This window comes from Neorhizobium petrolearium (genome assembly GCF_017873175.1).
Taxonomy (GTDB): domain Bacteria; phylum Pseudomonadota; class Alphaproteobacteria; order Rhizobiales; family Rhizobiaceae; genus Neorhizobium; species Neorhizobium petrolearium.
Genome location: NZ_JAGGJW010000005.1, coordinates 253,359 through 269,939, shown reverse-complemented (window position 1 = coordinate 269,939; position 16,581 = coordinate 253,359). Strand labels below are relative to the sequence as shown.

The window sequence follows — 16,581 nt, the reverse complement described above, 5'->3', positions numbered from 1 at the left end:
TGAAAAATTGGTAGCGTTTTCATTACATGCGTCAAGGCAAAATTGCGTTGACCAGTTGCAAAACTGGCATTACGAAGGCAAGAAATGAAAACGCTTCCAAAAAGGGCGAGCCGGTGAAAGGCCAGGTGAAACAGCTGCAGTCCGGTCGTCCGAAAATGGCTGATGTCGCCCGCATGGCGGGCGTATCCGTCACGACGGTTTCCCGCTTCTACAATGAGCCTGATGCCGTGTCGGAAAAGATTCGTGCGCGGATCGCAGAGGCGGCGCAGGCGCTTTCCTATGTGCCGAACGTCATGGCAGGCAGCCTGGCTGCAACGCGCAGCAAGATGGTGGCCGTTGTCGTGCCGACGCTCAACAATTCCGTCTTCGCGCTCATGCTGGAAGAGATGAGCAGCGTCCTGAACCGCCGTGGTTATCAAGTTATGCTGGCATCCAATGACTATTCCATCGAACGCGAGGAAGAGCTCGTCAAGTCGCTGCTTTCCTGGTCTCCGGCCGGTATCGTCCTGGTCGGGCGGCATCATTCGCGCGGCACGTTGAAAGTGCTGCTCGAGGACGGTCTGCCGGTCGTGGAAGTAGGCGAATATCTGGACGGCGCGATAGACAGCAATATTGGCTTCTCGCACCGGGATGTCGGGCGGCGGGTCGCCCGACATTTTGCAAACCTCGGTGTCAGTCGCCTCGGGCTTGTGCTCGTGGCGCTGCCCGGCGACCGTCGGGCAGCTGACCGTGGCGCAGGTTTTCGCGATATCGCGCGGGAGGACGGGCTTCATCTGGAAGAATTCACCGCGCCCGAGCGGGCCTCGTCGAAGGTCGGTGCCACAGCGTTTGGCGAGCTGATGAGCCGGGCAGATGCGCCGCAGGCGATCTTCTTTTCAAACGACATGCTCTGTCTTGGCGCGTTGTTCGAGGCCGGCCGTCTCGGCATCCGCGTTCCGGACGACGTCAGGCTCTGCGGTTATGGCGACTTCGATTTCGCGACGACGACCTCGCCGTCGCTGAGTTCCGTCCGCCCCCCGGATCGCGAGATCGGCCGGCGGGCGGGAGAGCTGTTGCTCGAAAGGTTCCGGGGCGAGGGCGCGCCGGTATCCATCGATCTTGGCTTCGAACATATCGTGCGCGCATCCGGCTGACCGGAGATCCGCGATCTTGCAAGCTCAATTCCCGGAGGAACAGGTGTCAAAGTCCCAGGAGCGTCCGAACATCATCTTCGTGATCACGGATCAGCAGCGTTTCGATACGATTGCCGCCGGCGGGTTCCCCTACATGAAGACGCCGACCCTCGACCGACTGGTCGGGGAAGGCACCTATTTCCGGCAGACCTATGTAACGTCGCCGTCCTGCGCGCCGTCGCGGGCGAGCCTTTTCACCGGTGTCTATCCGCACACCAACGGGGTTTTCCGCAATGACGAGCCCTGGGCCTTCAGCTGGGTCCAGCAACTGGCCGAATCCGGCTATCGTTGCGTCAATATCGGCAAGATGCACACTTCGCCCTTCGAGGACTCCTTCGGTTTCCATGAACGGCACGTGGTGGAGAACAAGGATCGCGCCACGGCGCGCCTACCGTTCTTTCTCGATCATTGGGACAAGGCGATCTGGACCCGCGGTTTCGAAAAGCCGAGCCGCGTAACCTATCGCCGGCGGGAGGATTATCGTTCCTCCCTCGGCGCCTTCGTCTGGGAACTGCCCGACGAGCTGCATTCGGATAATTTCGTGCCGGAATTCGCCCAGATGTGGCTGGATTCCTATACGGGCAACGAACCGTTCTTCCTGCAGATAGGCATTCCGGGGCCGCATCCGCCTTACGATCCGACCCAGGAATATCTCGATCTCTACGCCGATGCCGACCTGCCGGAAGCAATCCTCAGCGACGAGGATCTTGTCGCTCAGCCGACAGCCTTGAAGAAATTGCGGGAGCAGCATCTCGCCGTAGACCATGACGCGGTCGTGCATCTCGCGAACCCGACCAAGGAGCAGTTGCGGCGTCAGCGGCAGCACTATTTCGCGAATGTCTCGATGATCGACGCGCAGATGGCTAAACTCATCGAGGCGGTCGAGCGGCGCCGCGTTCTCGATAACACGATCATCATCTTCACCTCCGACCACGGCGACAGCCTCAACGACCACGGCCACAGCCAGAAATGGTCGATGTACGAACAGAGCGTCCGCGTGCCGGCGATCGTCTGGGCGCCCGGCCGTGTGGCGGAGGGCAGGGTGGTCGATGATCTGGTGTCACTCTTCGATTTCGCGCCGACCATTTTGGAACTCGCCGGCCTGCCGGTTCCCGCCTGGATGGAGGCGCGGTCGCTCCTGCCTTATCTCAATGGCGAGGAATGCGAACCGCGGAAATTCGTGTTCTCCGAACATGCGGGAGACCGGATCTTCAACGGCACGGAATTCATGACGATGATCCGCAGCCAGCGTTACAAGCTCGTCCATTTCATCGACAGCGACGAGGGACAGCTGTTCGACATGGACAACGATCCCAAGGAAATCGACAATCTCTGGGATGATCCGGCGTATCAGACGACCAAGCAGGAACTCATCACCGAAATCCTGAAATGGCGGATCAGAAGCTCGCTCAAGACGCAAGGGTGGACGTTGGCAAGCGCCAAGCTTGGCGCCAATTCCGGGCGCACGCCGGAGAGCAATGCCCGTCAGGACGGGGGGTAACTTTCAGAGGCGGCCATGCGCGATACCCACGCCACACCTTCATGAGGGCAAGCTGTGCACAGGCAGGTTTTGCCGCCACTATGACAGGCGAGCCCTCACTGATTTTGAGAGTCCCGCCGCCGGGTGCTTTCACGGATGATAAGCTCCCAATCGACAACTGTCGTCTTCGGTGCTCCATCATTGATCCGTGCAAGGATCGCTTCCGCGGTCAGCTTGCCGATACGCTCACGATCGGGGCGGACTGTCGTGAGAGACGGGCTGACGCAGCTTGATGCTTCGTTGTCTCCGAACCCGAGGACGCCGATTTCACCTGGTATCCGCCTGCCGCTTCTCTTGAGCGCCCGCAACGCGCCAAATGCGACGACATCGCTGTTGCAGACAATGGCGTCGACCTCGGGATGCTGCTCCAGCAATTCGTGGGTCAGGCGCTCTCCGAGATCGGGGCTGCCGTTCTGCTGGGTGGTAAGCCTCACGATTTCGGGAAGCCCTGCCGCGACAACCGCGGTTTCAGCGCCGCGTAACCGCTTCTGCGCGCGTCTGTCGTTTTCGCGAAGGCTGCCGACAAACGCCAGGCGCGCATAGCCTTCAGCGATCAGATGGGTGGCCTGTGCCGCGCCGATGCTCGCGTGATCCATGCCGACCGCCGTATCGATTACCTCGCCTCCGACGTCCCACATCTCGATGATCGGGATGCCTGAGGCCTTCAGGAGTTCCACCACCTTCGGGGGATGGTCGACGCCGATGATGGCGACCGCCGCCGGCCTCCAACTGAGTATCGAGCGGACCAGGCGTACCTCCTGGTCGGGATTATATCTGGTATTGGCCAGCATCACCTGGAGATCCTGCTCCAGCAGGGCCGACTGCAGCGTGTCGACGATACTGGCGAATTCCGAATAATAGAGCGAGGTGACGACAACGCCGACGATATCCGAGCGTGTTCCCGAGAGGCCCCCGGCAAGCCGGTTCGGCACGTAGTTCAGCTCTTCCATCGCCGCGTTGATACGGCGGCGAAGCTCGACCCGTACCGTATTCGGAGCGCGCAGCGCCCGCGAGACCGTGTTGACCGAAACGCCCACCCGCTCCGCAATCGAGGCAAGGGTCGGGACGTTGCGCGTCTCTTTGTCAGCAATGCCCATGTTCATTCCGGAGCCCAAAAAAACGTGTGAGTGATCGTTGCGTTACCGTTAACTTTGTGCCATCGTTTTGATGGTGAGGCAAGCGGAAGAGGGGCAAAACCAGTTTCTTTCGCCCGAAATGATTGGCGCCAGCCGAAATCGGTGGCGTGGAGGAGCAGGTCATATGGCTGAAAGGCCAAACATCATTCTGATCATGACGGATCAGCAGCGCTACGATTCGATCGCGGCGCTCGGATTCCCCTATGCGGTGACGCCTAATATCGATGCTCTCGTAGAGAAGGGCGTGGCGCTGACCAATTGCCATATCACTGCGCCGAGCTGCGTTCCGTCTCGTGCGAGCCTTTTCACCGGCTACTATCCGCATACGACGGGCGTTCTGGCGAACGGTCAGAAATGGCAGCAGACCTGGGTCGAACAGCTTCGGGATGCGGGTTATCGCTGCGTCAACGTCGGCAAGATGCACACCATCCCCTACAATTCGGATTCCGGTTTCCATGAACGTTATGTGGTGGAAAACAAGGACCGCTACATGGAAGGCCGCTGGTATTTCGATGAATGGGACAAGGCGCTTGCCGCCAATGGCCTCGTCAAGCAGCAGCGCGAACTCTACCGCAAGCTCGACGACTACCGCGACCGGCTCGGCTGCTTCGACTGGGAATTACCCGAAGAGCTGCATGCCGACGCGTTCGTCGGAAACATGGCGAAGTGGTGGGTGGATACCTATCCTCCGACCGAACCGCTGTTCCTGCAGGTCGGCTTCCCGGGACCGCATCCGCCGTTCGATCCGCCGGCCCGTTATTCGGAGCCCTATCTGAAACGCAACGACCTGCCGCTGCCGAAGCCGGCGAAGGAAGAACTGGACTCGCTTCATCAGGAGCTGAAGGACAAGCGCCGGCATGACGTCGAGGTCGATCATGATTCCGTCGTCTGGAACCTCGATCCGACGCCGGACCAGATGCAGCGGCTTTGGGCGCACTACCTCGGCAATGTCACGCTGATCGACGAGAAGGTCGGCGAACTGCTCGAGGCGCTCAAGGCCCGCGGTTACCTGGAGGATGCGATCGTCATCTTCACGTCCGACCACGGCGAGTGCCTTGGCGAACACGGCCTGATCCAGAAGTGGTCGATGTACGATATCGTCACGCGCGTGCCGACGGTCATCTGGTCGACGGCAAACCGGTTCGAGGGCGGCCGCTCGATCGACGGGCTCTGCCAGCTCTTCGACCTCGGCCCAACGATCCTTGAATATGCAGGCATCACGCCGCCGAAATCCTTCGAAGCGCAGAGCCTCAAGCCGGCGCTGGAAGGCAAGGACTGGACGCCGCGCGCCCATGTCTTCTGCGAGCAGATCGGTGATGTGGCGATGGCCGGCGGCGTGGAATTCATGACCGGCGTCAGAAGCGACCGATGGAAGCTCGTGCATTTCAAAGGCTCATCCGACGGGCAGCTTTTCGATCTCGAAAGCGACCCGAAGGAGGTGAAGAACCTCTGGAGTGATCCGGCCTATGCCGAAAAGAAGCGGGAGCTTCTGGACGTGATGCGCGACTGGCTGATCGAGTCGAATTTCAAGACGCGCGACGTCATGGCCGGTGCCCGATGAGCCATCGATATTCGCGAACCGGACAAGCTTTCGTGAGGGAGTCATGACCTTGTCAATTTCAACGACCGAGGAAAAGCCGGGACCCGCACAGCGGCCGTCCCTGCTGTCGCGTCCGATGGGCATGCTGGCGATCAATATCGCCGCTGTTGTTGTCGGAATCCTTCTCTGGGCGATCGTGACCGCACAGGGCGTCGTCGGCCTGCCGACACCGCTTGCGGTTGCCAGGCAGGCGGTCATTCAAGCGCAGAACGGGCTTCTCTGGTCCGATGCATTGGCAAGCCTCGGCCGCGTCTTCACCGGCTTTGCGCTCGGCATCGCCGTGGCGATCCCCATCGGCTTCCTGATGGGCTGGTACCGCATCGCCCGCGGCATTATCGAGCCCTATGTGCAGTTCTTCCGCACGATCCCGCCGCTCGCCATCATCCCGCTGGCGATCGTCACCATGGGCATCGACGAGACGCCGAAGATCTTCGTCATCTTCCTGGCATCGTTTCTATCGAGCGTCGTCGCGACCTACCAGGGGGTCGTCAACGTGGACAAGACGCTGATCAACGCCGCCCGTGTTCTCGGCGCCAACGACTTCACCATCTTCCGTCGGGTCATCGTGCCGGCATCGCTGCCCTATATCATGGTCGGCGTCCGCATCGGCCTCGGTTCGTCCTGGGCGACGGTGGTCGCGGCAGAACTCATCGCGGCACAGTCCGGCCTCGGTTTCCGCATGCAGCAGGCGCAGCTCTATTACGACCTTCCGACAATCTTCGTCAGCCTCATCGCGATCGGCGTCCTCGGCCTCATCATGGACCGGATCGTCATGGCACTCGATAACGTGCTGACCGCCTGGCAGGAAAAGCTATGAGCATCAAGATTTCGTTCCAGAACGTCACGAAGACGTTCAACATTGCCGGTCAGACGTCCTTCAACGCGTTGCAGGGCCTCAATCTCGATATCGAAGACGGCGAATTCATCACCGTGGTAGGCCCGTCCGGCTGCGGCAAGTCGACCGCCATGAACATCGCCGCCGGCTTGACGGCGCCGTCCTCGGGCCAGGTGCTCGTCGACAATGTGCCGGTGAAAGGGCCGGGACCCGAACGTGGCGTCATATTCCAGCAATATGCGCTTTTCCCCTGGCTGACGGTTCGCGAGAATGTCGAGTTCGGCCTGCAGATTGCCAGGCACCCCAAGGCGGATCGCCGCAGGATCGCCGACCACTTCATCGGGCTCGTCGGCTTGAGCGATTTTGCGGACTCGCTGCCGAAGACGTTGTCGGGTGGCATGAAACAGCGTTGCGCGATCGCGCGTGCCTATGCCGTCAACCCGAAGATCTTGCTCATGGATGAGCCTTTCGGGGCACTGGATGCTTTGACCCGCGTCCAGCTTCAGGATCAGCTGCTGGCGACCTGGAGCAAGGAGCGGCGCACGGTGATCTTCATCACCCATGATGTCGACGAGGCGGTCTATCTGGCGAGCCGCGTCGTCGTCATGGCCGCCCGTCCGGGCAGGCTTCACAGGATCATCCCGGTCGATCTGCCCTATCCGCGCACCGAGGAGATGCGCCTTTCGCCGGAATTTTCGACATTGCGCAACGAGGTCTGGCGATCAGTCTATCACCCGGCCGCGGCCTGAAACACTGCCATATCATCGGCTGTCACAAGGAGGAGATGAACATGCTGACGAGACGAAATCTGATCAAGGCGACAGCGGCGATCACTGCCGCGACTGCGTTTTCGATCGGCGGAAGGGCGCGTGCCCAATCCGCGGACATGACCATCGGCTATATTGCCGACTTCCCGAATGCCAGTGTGCTGGCGATCGCCGAGGACCAGAAACTGTGGGAAGCCGAAGGCATCACGCCGTCGGTGAAGGTGTTCACCAACGGTCCGATCCAGATCCAGGCTATGGGCGCTGGCAGCCTGAACTTCGGCACGATCGGTCCGGGGGCCTTGTGGCTGCCGGCGAGCGGCCGCGCCAAGGTGGTCGGCGTCAACGACATCGGCTTCTCCGACCGTGTCATCGCGCAGTCCGGGATCAACTCGATTGCCGATCTCAAAGGCAAGAAGGTAGGCGTTCCCCAGGGGACGTCCGGCGACATGATCCTGCGCATGGCGCTGACCAAGGCCGGCATGACGATCGGCGACATCCAGGTCGTGCCGATGGACCCGGCGACGGTTGTCTCCGCCTTCACGTCGAAGCAGATCGACGGCGCCGGCATCTGGTATCCGCTGATCGACACGATCAAGCCACGCGTGCCGGACATGAAGGAGCTGGCATCGAACCAGGATTTCTACCCGCAGACCTCGTTCATCAACACATTCGTCGCACGCAACGAGATCGTCCAGGAGAATCCGGACCTCGTGAAGACATTCCTGCGCGTCATGAAGAAGGCGATGGACTATCGCGCCGCCAACCTCGAGAGGTCCATCCAGATCACCACGGCCTTCCTCAACGCGCCGGCTGATGCCACCGAGAAGGTTGCCCGCAGCCGCAAGATGCTGACAGCCAAGGAACTGGACGACTTCACCAAGGACGGCACCGTCAACAAGTGGCTGTCGGACTTCAACAAGATGTTCCAGGAATTCGGCACGGTGAAAGATCCGCTGCCGCCAGAGCAATTCTACACGGCTGACCTGTTTACCGGCGCTTGAGCCTTTATCGCTCCTCGCCGAGTCTCTTCGACGGGGAGCGGATACCGTCCAGCGTCGTGAAATCTGTCGGTATGCTACGTTTTGCGCTTAAGCCGTGCGATTGGTGCCTTACAGCGAAAATCCACAGCTTTCTCTCGCAGGGAGTATTTTCCGTAAATTGACGCTTCAGCCGCGTCAGTTGAAAATCCTTCGATCGATGGCCCCAGGCGCTTGAGCCTTGCTTCTCCGGCAGTTCTACGACATTCGGCTCATACGAGGGGACGCCTCGGACCGTTTGTGACTTTATGAGCAGTCATGAATGGTCCGCGGTTCCAGATCCGTAATCGTAGCTCATTAAGAATTGTTTGGCGGAGATATCGCGCTCAATTTCGGACCGCGGAGGCGTGAGAATTCATCTACACCCATCGTTACACGGCATTGCCGAATGTACGGCGGATGACGGGCTCGCTCCGGGGGTTAGAGCGAGCCCACCCGTGGTACGGCCGTAGTACCGGGTACCCGCAAGGAATGGGGGCGCGGGCAATCAAAGAAGGCGCCGAATAGCATTCTCATTCAATTCGTCTATTAGAAGTATAGGCGTTGAACATTTCGTTATCCCTGACGGATTGTCTCGAAGCCGTTCAGTGAGGTCGCGCCCATAAGTGCAAGGCGGCAGCCGACACCAACGGCCGTATGGCGGGGAGCTTGGGCACCTCGGCCCTTCGTTCATTTCCTGTTAAGCGAACGCCAGGCCCGCACGTCGTCACCAGTGATCCATATGCGTCCGTCGAATGCAGCCTTTTCGGTTTCGATCTTTCGGGTTGCGATCTCGGCGAAGACATCGAGATATTGTGCAAGCCGGGTAGCATCACACCGGGGAGGGGATTGGATGCCTGTCAAGGCATCGCGTGAGATCTGGACGGGTTGGCAGCTTTTGCCGTCGCTCATGATGATGAGCGCATCCTGTCCAACCATGCGATATCCAAGGGCGTTAATTGTCGGTTCCATCCCAAACTCCGTCAGGCGTTTTTGACCGAAGGACGTGCTCCAGGCATCCCTCATAAGCCGGATCGGACTGGTGTCTGAGAGGGCAGGAAAATGCGAAGAGCGCTCCCGATCAGGCCTGAGAGCCTGGCCGTGAGCGCCCGCGACGCAGACACAGCGCACGCATCCGGAGGATGCGCAAAGGACGCGGAGCTCTTTCAGTTCATCTTTGCGATACCCTTTGAGGCGGAGAGAGAGCCGGATGGAGCAAGGCTTACGCGAATGACATCGCCGGCCTGTATGCGCGTATGCTCCCCCGCCGGCATTTCCCTGTATTCGCCGCTGACCGGACGTACGACCGAGAATTTCGTCTCAATCATGTCTTCGAGACTGCTGACGCGCCTTGCCGTCGCGCCGATCTCGGCGATTGTCTGCAAACTGAAGGCGATTTTTTTCTGCAGCCGGATCATGTCGAGCTCGATCTCCCTCAATTCAGTGGCCGCGTCATTGTGCCGTTTGCTCTGGAGTTCGAGAATTCGTCGCTCGACCTCATTCTTGTTCTGCTGCGCGCGGGCAAGGAAGGAGCTTGATTCGAGCAATTGCTGGTTCATCGCGAGCAACTCACGTTGACGCTCCCTGAGCGCCGCCTGGGAGGCAGCTCCCCGTGTCACAAGCTCCTCGGACGCATTGACATCGAGACCCAGAAGGCGGAACTGCTCGTTGCGCAGGGACGCGCTCTTTTCGAGTGTCTCGATTTCCTGGATAAAGTTCTGCCGCTGCCCTTCCAGGTTGGTCTTTTCGTCCCGCATGACCGACAGCCGGAGCTTGTAAAGGCTTCGCTCCGCATCGACGATCTTCTGAACGACGGCAGGATCCCTGGTTAATCCGATTTCGTTGGTTTTATACTCGAACTCAGTATCGTTCAGCTCTGCCTCCAGTCGAACACGCTTGACGTCCTGGGACAGCAACTGCAGTGACATATCCTCGTATTCCTGCTGCGCGGAAATGAGCTGGACGCCGGACATGTCCGCCCGTGCCGTCGGCTCGCGCAATCCACCGCCGAGTGCAAACAGTTCCAGCACGGTCATGCCGGGGCGGTATTCGTATTTTCCGGGTTTCTGAACATCGCCGACAATGAAGATCGGCGCATATTCCTTCACGGCGACGGCAACCGACAGATTGGCCAAGTGCTTTGCGAGATCCTGGCCGATCTGGGTGCCGATCTGGTCAACGGTCTTGTCAACGACCTCGACGTTGCCGAGGATAGGATAGCCGATAGTGCCTTCCACGCTGACCGGGAAAAGGCCCGTCAGGCCGCTATCCCCATAGACGGATATCATCAACACATCGCCAACGGCGACCTTGTAGGCCGAGATCTCCGAGGCCGACACTTGCATTGGCGACAAGAGCAGGATCAGAAGCAGGAGGGTATTCTTGAGCCAGGATCGCCGTTGCGGATGTGAGTGTCGGGCGGGACGCGTGAATCGCATGTTCTTCACCTCGTATTCGAGACAGCGATTGGGGGACGGGGATTGTATGCCGGCTTCTGCATGGCCTGGTTTTTGGCCTTGAAGCTCATGATCCAACGTGACCGGCGCCGCTGTTTTTCTCGATGTACACCGTTGAGAATGATTCCGATGATATGCCTGCCTGCCACGCGAAGCTTGATGACCGCATTCTGGATGATTGCACTGTCGGCAGCATCTTTTCTGGCCACGAAGGCGACAGTGTCCGCGAGGGTTGCTATGCGCAGCAGATCAAGATCGTGCGACGCCGACGGCGCATCGATCAGCACGAATTCATAGCGTTGCCTCATGTCCGAGACGAGAGCGGCAAATCCCTTGTTGCCAAGCATGAAATCCGGTGGCGCGGCGTCCGCGTGCGCGACAATGACGTCCACGGAAGAGGAGCTATCGTGTTGGATGACATCATCGAAGGGAATCTCACGGGCAATTGCGCGTCCGAAGTTGGGCAAGGGCTGAATTCCGAACTCGCGGCTAAGCCCCGGATTCCGCAAATCCGCATCGATTACGACCAGCCTGACACCGCTCAGGGCCAGTGATCGGGCCAGGTTTGCGATGACGAACGACTTGCCTTCTTGATCAGTGGACGATGTAAACGCAATGACACGGGTTCTGTCGTCGGACAGCTGTATATACGCCTGAAGCTCCGCTACGGCGCTGTAGAAATCGGCAGCGCCGCTACTGAACTTGTCGAAGCTATTCCTGAGCATGTTGGAAGGAACGCGTGGTATGCGGCCGATTACGGCGAGGCCTGTCCTCTGCTGAAGGGAGGAAATGGATCCTATCGACCGATCCGTGAAGTTCAGGACGAAGGCCGCGGCCAGGCCGGTGCTCGCTCCCAGTAGAAGCCCCGCCAAGCCCCAAACCGTCGCGTCCGGGCTGGTGGGCCTGCGGCTCGGCATGGCACGCGAGATGATTCTCGCTTCGGCAGTAGCAATGCCGTCCTGTTCGATGGTTTGCTTGTAACGTGTAAGATAGGTTTCGTAGATCGTGCGGTTTGCAGTGGCTTCCCGGTCGAGTTGAGCGGATTGGACGAAAGCCATGTTGGCTGCGGATATGGCCTCTTGCACTTCATTGATCTTGGCCTCAACTTCCTCCTGCTGTTTTTCATTCACCTCGATCTCGTTGCGCAGGCTGCCGATGATCTGGGCAATCTCCTGTTCGACCTGCTTCTTCAGCGAGGCGAGTTGAGAGGAAAGCTGCGGCAGCTGGGCGTTCATGCGTGCACCGCTTTGGTCAATTTCCGCAATGGCCCTGATCACGCGGGCCTGCTCGGTACGCAGGACCTGAATCGTGGGTGATGAAAGAACCTCAGTCAAACCGATTCCATCACCGCTTTTTTGCACTTCCAAAGCGGTTGCAAGACGGGCTTTCGCCCCGGCAAGCCTTGCCTGCAGGGATGTCAGTTCGACATTCAGCCCTGAAAGTCGCTGCGCCTGCAGCGTGACGCCGCCGGCGTCAATCAGGCCCGATTTCTCGCGGAACTCCGTTGCCACCCTCTCCGATTCTTCAAGCTTGGTGCGCAGGCTACCAAGGCGTTCTCCCAGCCACTCGCTGACCCGACGTGTCGCGGTAGTCTGAAGGTCGATCTGGTAGTCGATGTAAGCTTCGCCAAAGGCATTGGCGACCATTGCCGCATAAGCCGGGTCGCTTGCATAGTAGGAAATGTAGATGGTGTAAGATCGCCCGTCGTTGATGACGCGCACGTTCTTCATCAAATCGTCGATCATCTTCCGAGTTTCAGCATCGTTGGGAAGAGAGTCCGGTTCGTTATACAAGCTGGCGTATTTGCCTTGCGGGCCGTTGACCGGAGTGGCCTTCTGGAGGCTCATGAGAACCCTTTCGGCCATCAATCTGGATCCTATGATGTCAAGCTCAGTGCGCAGGACCGGGCTTTCCTGCGGCAGAGGCGAAACCACGGATTCAGTTGGCAAAGCCTGGAGTTTGCGGACGTCGAGTGCAAGAATTGCCTCGGATTTGTATCGCGTGGGGCTGTGAAAATAGCCGAATGCGGCGATGGCGAAGCTGGCGAGCATGCAGAGGAAAATGACCTTCCGGCGCTCCCAGATGACCGAGAGGAAACGAGGGATGCCATCCTGCTCGTTAGGAGGCGACGACGACTGGATCATTGCGATACCTGCTGTAAACCGTATTCCGATATGCCTCAAAACGTGCGGCTAGTGCTCACACACCACCATATCGCCGATCTTGCAGGCCACCTCAGTTCGATTGGTTGCGCCAAGTTTCTTCATGATATTGCGGATATGCACTTTGATCGTGCTTTCACAAAGGTTGAGCTCCGAGGCGATATCCTTGTTCGCCTTGCCGCAGCGCAGCGCCCGTGCAATGGCGGATTGCCGATTTGTGAATTTCATGGCCGGCATAGTTCTGGGCGACGAAACGCCGAGAAGATCCCTTATATTGGCGATACTGCTTGCCGGGATGAACTTGCCGCCGGCGATCGCGAGACTTATCGCCTGAATGCACACATCTATGCTGACGGAGGTCGGTATATAGCCGCGAACACCGAGCCCGATTATGTCCAGAACCGTGTTGATATCCTGATTGTCCGACAGGACCACGACCGCAGCCGGGGCCACTGCCTCCACGAGTTCCGCGATCTCTGCGACCAGTTGCTGGTTGCTGGCCGCGCAATTGCCGGCGTTGAAAAGTACCGCCGAGGGTATGCCGAGATCCGCTCTCGCTTCCTGCCATTCCTGAAGATCGGAAAATGTGAAGACCCTTCGGTTGATATGATGGCAGTTGAGGCCATGTGCCAGGCATTCGCGCTCCAGCGTTCGCCGGTCTATGAGTGTGATGTATCCGCTCTCTGCCCGGCACCGAAGGTCGACCTGCGGGCTCTCGATGTCGTCTTGTCGCAGTTTCCCTCGCAGCTCATCGTATTTGTCGAGCCGAGCAGAATTATAAATTCCATCGTTCTCTACCATCGCTACGTACTCCCCCTTGTTGTGACATCAGATATTTCAGACGAACATGTGCTCTCTTCTTTCTTGACCGATCGAAGGACCCCCCCTCCGATCAGCCTTTTCATTGAACTCAGACCAGGACAAACTTCCTGACGGTAAATGCCTCTGCAAAACGGGCCGGCGCACGACATTCCATGCCTCTCAGGCGGGCCAGGCCTCTGAACGTATCCGCATCGAACCAGTCTTTGGACCTTTGTGTGCCGAAGTGCTCCAGGAGAAGCGCAACCTTCATGTTCAAGGCATCCTCAGTCAGCGGCACGTAGGTGTTGCGACTGCAGAAATCCCCATCCCACTTCGGAATCTCGTATTCCATTACGAGATGATCTCGAAACACGTTGGCCGTTAACTCGTTGATCTCCCGATGATCCTGATGGGCATCCTCGCGACTGTGCGTGAAGATCACATCCGGATCGATTTTCTCACGCAGAGCCAGGAGCCAGGACTTGATCTCGTTGCTTTGGCTCGGGAAGAAGCTGTCCCGGAACGATCCGAGTTCGATGGAATAGGACGCCGCTTTTCTCAGAAACGCTTCAGCAGAGTTCCGCGCTTCGGCCGCGCGTTCCTCCCCACCGCTCAACACGCACCAGTGCACGTCGAGTTGCACGCCCTCCGAAAGCAGACTTAGGATCGTGCCGCCGGCACCGATCTCAATATCGTCGGAGTGTGCTCCGACACAAAGCACGGACAACCGATCGCCGGGTGCGGCCAGACATATCCTTTTCATGGGATCTGTACCGCCGCCTGGGGAGCCATTCTTGTCGTGGCATTGCGCCTTATCCAAGGCATATCACCACGCTCCACCATGGCTTCCAGAGTCTGCCAGTCGCGAAGCGTATCCATGGATCGCCAGAAGCCCTCATGCTTGTAGGCCATCAGTTTGTCTTCGGCGATGAGACGGGCGAACGGTTCCAGCACGAGTTCCTCGCCGTCACGCATGTAGTCGAAGATCTCTCTCCGCATCAGAAAATAGCCGCCGTTGATCCACATGTCGGACGTCTCTGACGACCTGAATTCCTTGACCCGTCCGTTCTCCTCGATATCGGCAAGGTGGTAGGTGAGAGGAGGACGCACCGCGAGGAAACACGCAATCTTGTCGCTTTTTTCAAACCGCTCGATCATGTCGTCGAGATCGACATCCGTCAGGCCATCGCTATAGTTCGCCAGGAATATCTTTTCGTTGTCGAGGTGATGGCGCACCGCCCATAAACGCTCGCCAATATTGCGCCAGATGCCGGTGTCGATCAGCGACACACGCCAATCTCTGGGCGGACCCTCGAGCATCTCGACCCGTCCGGAGCTCGATATGATGCAATCACTGTAGCTTTCCGGCCTGCTGTTGAGAAAGAAGTCCTTGATGGTGCTCGCCTTGTAGCCAAGGCAGAGGATGAAGTCGTCATGCCCAAAACTGGAGTAATATTCCATGACATGGCGCATGATGGGTTGGGAGCCGAGCGGGATGAGGGGCTTCGGGACGCTTTCCGAATATTCGCGGATGCGTGTGCCTCTGCCGCCGCAGAACAAGACGACCTTCATTGTCCGAGCTCCTTCGGATCGATGACGGAGACGTCCGGTATCGGGATGACGAACTTGCCGCCCCAATTGCCGATGTCCTTCATCTGACTGACGATTTCACTCTTGAGATTCCAAGGTAGGATGAGAATGTAATCCGGTTTGGCACGCTCGATCTCGCTGACGGGCTTGATCGGGATATGCATGCCGGGCGTGAAACGGCCGTGTTTGTAGGGATTCCGATCCACCGCGAAATCGATGAAATCCGTGCCGATGCCGCAGTAGTTGAGCAGGGTGTTGCCTTTTCCGGGCGCGCCATAGGCGCAGATGGATTTGCGCATCTCCTTGAGACGTATGAGGAACGACAGGAGGTTTCGCTTTGTCTGCTGTATCGCGTCGGCGAATGCGGTGTAAGTTTCGATCTGGTCAAGCCTGGCTTCGCTCTCACGGTGCCGCAATGCGTCCACCCGGGGTTCACGCGGCCTTAAGCTGGAGGCGTGGGTGAGATAGACTCGCAGGGACCCCCCATGGGTGGGCAGTTCCTCCACGTCAAACACCTTCAAATCATGCCGCTCAGCCATTTTTTCGATGGTCAGAAGCGAGAAGTAGGAGAAGTGCTCGTGATAGATCGTGTCGAACTGGTTTTCCTCGATCAGCCTCGCGATATGCGGGAATTCGAGCGTAACCACACCCGACGGCTTGAGCAGGACCTTCATGCCGGCAACGAAATCGTTGAGGTTGGGCACCTGAGCAAGGACATTGTTGCCGATGATGAGGTCGGCTTGTCGCCCTTCCGCTACCATCTGCTTTGCCAATGTCTTGCAGAAGAAATCGGTGATGGTCGGAACACGCTTTTGTACCGCGACCTTCGCAACGTTGAGCGCCGGCTCGATGCCGAGGATGGGAATATCTTTCTTCAGGAAGTGCTGCAGCAGGTAGCCGTCGTTACTGGCAATCTCAACAACAAAGCTATTGTGATCCAATGCAAACCGCTCGATCGACGCTTCGCAATACTGCTTCGCGTGCGCAACCCAGCTATCCGAGTACGAAGAAAAATAAGCGTATTCTTCAAATATATCCCGCGGTTCGACATATTCCTGGAGCTGGACGAGGAAACATTCACTGCAAACGAAAGCGTGCAGCGGATAATATGGCTCCATGCTGTTGATAGCACCGGCAGGCACAAAACTTTCGCATGGCGGCGACATACCGAGGTCGGCGAATGTATGTTGGAGTGGTGAGCCGCATAGCCGGCACAGTCCCACGTTTTGAGCAGTATCCATGCTGAAGGAAACTTCAGTACCGCCATTCATATCGTCACCCCCGGTTACGTATATTAATTGAATGCCGTTTTTATTATTGGAAAGACTTTATTACGGAAGGACGGAGGAAGCGATATTGTATTCCGATGTAGGGTATCATCCAAAAGATGTATTAGACATCTGTCTTTTAGCGATCTTATCAAATGGTTGTAGTTTTTCAGTTTTGTAATCACATTTGGGGGGCGGTGGCTAATACAACTTATAGATCACTTTGCGGGATGAGCGG

At 58.2% G+C, this 16,581-nt stretch carries 14 protein-coding genes; 6 read left to right on the top strand and 8 right to left on the bottom strand.

Annotated features, from left to right (window positions below; all coding sequences use genetic code 11):
* The first annotated feature begins 125 nt into the window (after positions 1 to 125).
* Positions 126 to 1,133 (top strand): LacI family DNA-binding transcriptional regulator, encoded by a 1,008-nt coding sequence (locus J2046_RS11755; RefSeq protein ID WP_325169748.1) that lies wholly within the window; start codon positions 126 to 128, stop codon positions 1,131 to 1,133.
* A 43-nt stretch (positions 1,134 to 1,176) separates the two neighbouring features.
* A complete protein-coding gene (locus tag J2046_RS11750; RefSeq protein WP_210051914.1) occupies positions 1,177 to 2,673 on the top strand; it encodes a sulfatase family protein in 1,497 nt (498 codons plus the stop codon).
* A 95-nt stretch (positions 2,674 to 2,768) separates the two neighbouring features.
* Here the strand turns inward: J2046_RS11750 and J2046_RS11745 are convergent, their stop codons facing one another.
* A complete protein-coding gene (locus J2046_RS11745; protein WP_233469706.1) occupies positions 2,769 to 3,809 on the bottom strand; it encodes a LacI family DNA-binding transcriptional regulator in 1,041 nt (346 codons plus the stop codon).
* A gap of 163 nt (positions 3,810 to 3,972) precedes the next feature.
* On the opposite strand from J2046_RS11745, the gene J2046_RS11740 reads away from it, so the two are divergent.
* From J2046_RS11740 to J2046_RS11725, 4 genes are all read left to right on the top strand, one after another.
* The gene (locus tag J2046_RS11740) at positions 3,973 to 5,409 is read left to right on the top strand and encodes a sulfatase family protein (protein ID WP_210051910.1); all 1,437 of its coding nucleotides are present in this window, start codon (positions 3,973 to 3,975) and stop codon (positions 5,407 to 5,409) included.
* 115 nt (positions 5,410 to 5,524) lie between these two features.
* Positions 5,525 to 6,265 (top strand): ABC transporter permease, encoded by a 741-nt coding sequence (locus J2046_RS11735; protein ID WP_210052174.1) that lies wholly within the window; start codon positions 5,525 to 5,527, stop codon positions 6,263 to 6,265.
* Entirely contained in the window at positions 6,262 to 7,032 is a 771-nt protein-coding gene (locus tag J2046_RS11730) for an ABC transporter ATP-binding protein (protein WP_233469705.1), read from the top strand. The genes J2046_RS11735 and J2046_RS11730 overlap by 4 nt, the downstream gene beginning before the upstream one ends.
* Before the next feature lie 44 nt (positions 7,033 to 7,076).
* Entirely contained in the window at positions 7,077 to 8,051 is a 975-nt protein-coding gene (locus J2046_RS11725; RefSeq protein ID WP_411828491.1) for an aliphatic sulfonate ABC transporter substrate-binding protein, read from the top strand.
* Positions 8,052 to 8,756: 705 nt separating this feature from the next.
* Here J2046_RS11725 and J2046_RS11720 read toward each other — a convergent pair.
* From J2046_RS11720 to J2046_RS11690, 7 genes are all read right to left on the bottom strand, one after another.
* A complete protein-coding gene (locus J2046_RS11720) occupies positions 8,757 to 9,038 on the bottom strand; it encodes a hypothetical protein (RefSeq protein WP_210051906.1) in 282 nt (93 codons plus the stop codon).
* Between the two features lie 194 nt (positions 9,039 to 9,232).
* Complete coding sequence (locus J2046_RS11715) at positions 9,233 to 10,504, bottom strand: polysaccharide biosynthesis/export family protein (protein ID WP_233469704.1); 1,272 nt, start codon at positions 10,502 to 10,504, stop codon at positions 9,233 to 9,235.
* Positions 10,505 to 10,509: 5 nt separating this feature from the next.
* Complete coding sequence (locus J2046_RS11710) at positions 10,510 to 12,666, bottom strand: GumC family protein (protein WP_210051904.1); 2,157 nt, start codon at positions 12,664 to 12,666, stop codon at positions 10,510 to 10,512.
* Positions 12,667 to 12,714: 48 nt separating this feature from the next.
* Positions 12,715 to 13,485 carry a helix-turn-helix transcriptional regulator gene (locus tag J2046_RS11705; protein ID WP_210051902.1) on the bottom strand — a complete coding sequence of 257 codons (771 nt, stop codon included), beginning with the start codon at positions 13,483 to 13,485 and terminating at the stop codon, positions 12,715 to 12,717.
* Between the two features lie 109 nt (positions 13,486 to 13,594).
* Entirely contained in the window at positions 13,595 to 14,248 is a 654-nt protein-coding gene (locus J2046_RS11700; RefSeq protein ID WP_210051900.1) for a PIG-L deacetylase family protein, read from the bottom strand.
* Positions 14,245 to 15,057 carry a glucose-1-phosphate cytidylyltransferase gene (locus tag J2046_RS11695; RefSeq protein ID WP_037145562.1) on the bottom strand — a complete coding sequence of 271 codons (813 nt, stop codon included), beginning with the start codon at positions 15,055 to 15,057 and terminating at the stop codon, positions 14,245 to 14,247. Before J2046_RS11695 ends, J2046_RS11700 begins: the two co-directional genes overlap by 4 nt.
* On the bottom strand, positions 15,054 to 16,346 hold the full coding sequence (locus J2046_RS11690; protein ID WP_210051898.1) for a class I SAM-dependent methyltransferase: 1,293 nt from the start codon (positions 16,344 to 16,346) through the stop codon (positions 15,054 to 15,056). The genes J2046_RS11695 and J2046_RS11690 overlap by 4 nt, the downstream gene beginning before the upstream one ends.
* Positions 16,347 to 16,581 lie beyond the last annotated feature (235 nt).

Bases quoted from the DNA above. Each gene is read 5' to 3' on its own strand.
- J2046_RS11745 (WP_233469706.1), bottom strand. From the start codon at position 3,809: ATGGGCATTGCTGACAAAGAGACGCGCAACGTCCCGACCCTTGCCTCG.
- J2046_RS11730 (WP_233469705.1), top strand. From the start codon at position 6,262: ATGAGCATCAAGATTTCGTTCCAGAACGTCACGAAGACGTTCAACATT.
- J2046_RS11735 (WP_210052174.1), top strand. From the start codon at position 5,525: ATGGGCATGCTGGCGATCAATATCGCCGCTGTTGTTGTCGGAATCCTT.
- J2046_RS11720 (WP_210051906.1), bottom strand. From the start codon at position 9,038: ATGGAACCGACAATTAACGCCCTTGGATATCGCATGGTTGGACAGGAT.
- J2046_RS11710 (WP_210051904.1), bottom strand. From the start codon at position 12,666: ATGATCCAGTCGTCGTCGCCTCCTAACGAGCAGGATGGCATCCCTCGT.
- J2046_RS11690 (WP_210051898.1), bottom strand. From the start codon at position 16,346: ATGAATGGCGGTACTGAAGTTTCCTTCAGCATGGATACTGCTCAAAAC.
- J2046_RS11700 (WP_210051900.1), bottom strand. From the start codon at position 14,248: ATGAAAAGGATATGTCTGGCCGCACCCGGCGATCGGTTGTCCGTGCTT.
- J2046_RS11695 (WP_037145562.1), bottom strand. From the start codon at position 15,057: ATGAAGGTCGTCTTGTTCTGCGGCGGCAGAGGCACACGCATCCGCGAA.
- J2046_RS11705 (WP_210051902.1), bottom strand. From the start codon at position 13,485: ATGGTAGAGAACGATGGAATTTATAATTCTGCTCGGCTCGACAAATAC.
- J2046_RS11715 (WP_233469704.1), bottom strand. From the start codon at position 10,504: ATGCGATTCACGCGTCCCGCCCGACACTCACATCCGCAACGGCGATCC.
- J2046_RS11740 (WP_210051910.1), top strand. From the start codon at position 3,973: ATGGCTGAAAGGCCAAACATCATTCTGATCATGACGGATCAGCAGCGC.